Origin of the sequence: Mycobacterium sp., from assembly GCF_032162105.1 — a bacterium.
Lineage (GTDB): Bacteria > Actinomycetota > Actinomycetes > Mycobacteriales > Mycobacteriaceae > Mycobacterium.
Map to the genome: position 1 here is coordinate 1 of NZ_JAVRPS010000579.1, position 3,404 is coordinate 3,404.

General features: G+C 66.4%; 5 protein-coding genes. All 5 read right to left on the minus strand.

Features of this window, described 5'->3' with window-relative positions; translation table 11 throughout:
- A partial coding sequence (locus QOC69_RS29575; RefSeq protein ID WP_526446074.1) for a metal-sulfur cluster assembly factor occupies positions 1-205 on the minus strand: 205 nt, incomplete at its 3' end.
- Entirely contained in the window at positions 180-674 is a 495-nt protein-coding gene (gene sufU / locus QOC69_RS29580; RefSeq protein ID WP_526446078.1) for a Fe-S cluster assembly sulfur transfer protein SufU, read from the minus strand. The genes sufU and QOC69_RS29575, both read right to left, overlap by 26 nt.
- Positions 671-1,933, minus strand: coding sequence for a cysteine desulfurase (locus tag QOC69_RS29585; protein WP_526446075.1), 1,263 nt, complete (start codon positions 1,931-1,933; stop codon positions 671-673). The genes sufU and QOC69_RS29585 overlap by 4 nt, the downstream gene beginning before the upstream one ends.
- A 1-nt stretch (position 1,934) precedes the next feature.
- On the minus strand, positions 1,935-2,705 hold the full coding sequence (gene sufC, locus QOC69_RS29590) for a Fe-S cluster assembly ATPase SufC (RefSeq protein WP_526446076.1): 771 nt from the start codon (positions 2,703-2,705) through the stop codon (positions 1,935-1,937).
- Positions 2,706-2,707: 2 nt separating this feature from the next.
- A partial coding sequence (locus QOC69_RS29595) for a SufD family Fe-S cluster assembly protein (protein WP_526446077.1) occupies positions 2,708-3,404 on the minus strand: 697 nt, incomplete at its 5' end.

The window sequence follows — 3,404 nt, forward strand, 5'->3', positions numbered from 1 at the left end:
CCTCGATGACGTCGGTCAGCGGGCAGGCCGCCGAGGTCAGCGTCATGTCGATCAGCGCGATGTCACCGGTCTCGCCCTTCTCGATGTTCAGCCCGTAGACCAAACCGAGATCGACGACGTTGATCCCCAGTTCGGGGTCGACGACATCGCGCATCGCCTCTTCGAGGTCGGCGAACACCTCATCCGGCAAGGCTGTCTCGCTCATCCTGTTCCTCCTTCAAGTCAGATTCTGCGCTCGCCTGGGCCAGTGCGTCTTTGAAAGCCATCCAACCCAGCAGAGCGCACTTCACCCGCGCCGGGTACTTCGCGACCCCGGCGAAGGCGATGCCGTCGCCGATCACGTCCTCGTCACCTTCGACGGTCCCCCGCGACGAGACCATCTCGGAGAACGCGGCGATGGTGGCCAGCGCGTCGTGCACGTTCTGACCGATCACCTGGTCGGTAAGCACCGAGGTGGACGCCTGGCTGATCGAGCAGCCCTGGCCGTCGTACGAGATGTCGGTGACGGTGTCACCGTCCGCGGACAACGCCACCCGCAACGTGACTTCGTCACCACAGGTCGGGTTGACGTGATGGACCTCGGCGCCGAACGGCTCCCGCAGCCCGCGGTGGTGCGGGTGCTTGTAGTGATCCAGGATGACTTCCTGGTACATCTGCTCCAGCCGCACGGTCAGTCCCTGCCGAAGAACTCGACGGCCCGCTTGACCCCAGCGACCAGCCGGTCGACCTCGTCGAGTGTGTTGTAGACCGCAAACGAGGCCCGTGCGGTGGCGGCGATTCCGAACCTGCGGTGCAACGGCCACGCGCAGTGGTGTCCGACCCGGACCGCCACGCCGTCGTCGTCGAGTACCTGCCCGACGTCGTGCGCGTGAATCCCGTCCACCACGAAGCTCACCGGCGAGCCCCGCAGCTCGAGCGACGCGGGCCCGATGACGCGCACGCCCTCGATCGAGCCGAGGCCGGCCAGTGCGGCCGCGACCAGTTCGTCCTCGTGCGCTTCGACGACGTCCATGCCGATATCGGTGAGATACCTTGCGGCGGCGGCCAACCCGACCACCTGCGACGTCATCGGCGTACCCGCCTCGAAGCGCTGCGGCGCGGGCGCATAGGTGGTCTGCTCCATCGTCACGGTCTCGATCATCGAACCGCCGGTGATGAACGGCGGCATCTGGTTCAACAGCTCCCGCCGACCGTAGAGCACTCCGATACCGTTGGGGCCCAGCATCTTGTGTCCGGAGAACGCGGCGAAGTCGACGTCGAGGGCGTGGAAGTCGACCGGTTGGTGCGGTACCGACTGGCAGGCGTCGAGCAGGGTCAGAGCGCCGACGGACTTGGCCCGTGACACCAGTTCGGCGACCGGTGCGATGGCACCCGTCACGTTCGAATGGTGGCTGAACGCGACGACCTTCACCCGCTCGTCCAGTTGCAGCGAGTCCAGATCGATCCGGCCGTCATCGGTGACGCCGTACCAGCGCAGCGTGGCGCCGGTGCGACGGGCGAGCTCCTGCCACGGGATCAGGTTGGCGTGGTGTTCGAGCTCGGTGGTGACGATGACGTCGCCGGGTCCGATCGCATGCTCGAAACGGTTGTCGCCCAACGTGTACGACACCAGGTTGATCGACTCAGTGGCGTTCTTGGTGAACACCAGCTCGTCGGTGTCGGCGCCGACGAAGGCAGCGATGTCCGCACGGCCCTGTTCGTAGGCGTCGGTGGACTCCTCCATCAGCTGATGGGCACCGCGGTGCACCGCACCGTTGGACGTCACTAGGAACTCGCGCTCGGCGTCGAGCACTCCGAGCGGTTTCTGCGAGGTGGCCCCGGAATCCAGGTAGGCCAGCTGGTTTCCACCGCGCATTACCCGCGCCAGGATCGGGAAGTCGGCGCGGATCCTCGCCACCTCAGTGGGATCCAACGCCCGTACCGAGGTAGTCATGTCAGGCTCCGGCGGCCGCGGCCTGCGTGAACCGCTCGTAGCCGTTCTCTTCGAGCTCGTCGGCGAGTTCGGGGCCCCCGGACTCGATGATCCGGCCGCCGATGAACACGTGTACGAACTGCGGCTGGATGTAGCGCAGGATGCGGGTGTAGTGGGTGATCAACAGGACGCCGCCGTGCTCCGTCTCGGCGTAGCGGTTGACGCCCTCGCTGACGATGCGCAGGGCATCGACGTCCAGACCCGAGTCGGTCTCGTCGAGGATCGCGATCTTCGGCTTGAGCAGGCCGAGTTGCAAGATCTCGTGGCGCTTCTTCTCGCCACCGGAGAACCCCTCGTTGACACTGCGCTCGGAGAAGGCCGGGTCGATGTCGAGGTCCTTCATCGCGGACTTGACCTCTTTGATCCAGTGCCGCAGCTTGGGTGCTTCGCCACGAACCGCGGTGGCGGCCGTGCGCAGGAAGTTCGACATCGAGACGCCTGGCACCTCGATCGGGTACTGCATGGCGAGGAACAGGCCCGCGCGGGCGCGTTCGTCGATGGTCATCGCCAGGACGTCCTCGCCGTCGAGGGTGATCGACCCCGACGTCACGACGTACTTCGGGTGCCCGGCGATCGCGTAGGACAGGGTGGACTTGCCCGAACCGTTGGGCCCCATCACCGCGTGGGTCTCCCCCGACTTCACCGTGAGGTTTACGCCCTTGAGGATGGGGATGTCCCCCTCGTCGGTCGACGTGACGGAGACGTGCAGGTCCTTGATTTCAAGTGTGGTCATGACTAGTTGATTCTCGATTCGGTGATGGCCAGTTCGTGTTCGATTGCGTCGGTGAGGCGGTCGCGGATCTCGGGCACCGCGATCTTGGCGATGATCTCGCCGAAGAAGCCGCGCACCACCAACCGGCGGGCCTGGTCTTCCGGGATGCCGCGGGCCCGTAGGTAGAACAGCTGCTCGTCGTCGAAACGTCCGGTGGCGCTGGCATGTCCGGCGCCGCGGATCTCGCCCGTCTCGATCTCGAGGTTGGGCACCGAGTCTGCCCGCGCGCCGTCGGTGAGTACCAGGTTGCGGTTCACCTCGAAGGTGTCGGTGCCGGTGGCCGCGGCGCGGATCAGCACGTCGCCGATCCACACCGTGTGGGCATCCGGCCGCTTGGAGTCCGGGTCGCCTTGCAGCGCACCCTTGTACAGCACGTTGGAGCGACAGTTGGGCTGACCGTGGTCGACCAGCAGCCGCGACTCGAAGTGCTGTCCGTCGTCGGCGAAGTACAGGCCGAGCAGTTCGACGTCGCCACCCTGCGCCTCGAACCGCGTCCTGGCGGTCAGCCGCACCACGTCACCGCCGAGGGTGACCGCGACGTGCCTGAGCACCGCGTCCTTGCCCAGCGTCGCGTGGTGGGTACCGACGTAGACGGCATCGTCGGCCCAGTCGGCGATCGACACCACGGTCAGCCGCGCCGCGTCGGCGACGATGAACTCG

Excerpts from the sequence above, each read along its gene's own strand:
- QOC69_RS29585 (WP_526446075.1), bottom strand. The coding sequence starts at position 1,933 with ATGACTACCTCGGTACGGGCGTTGGATCCCACTGAGGTGGCGAGGATC.
- sufC (WP_526446076.1), bottom strand. The coding sequence starts at position 2,705 with ATGACCACACTTGAAATCAAGGACCTGCACGTCTCCGTCACGTCGACC.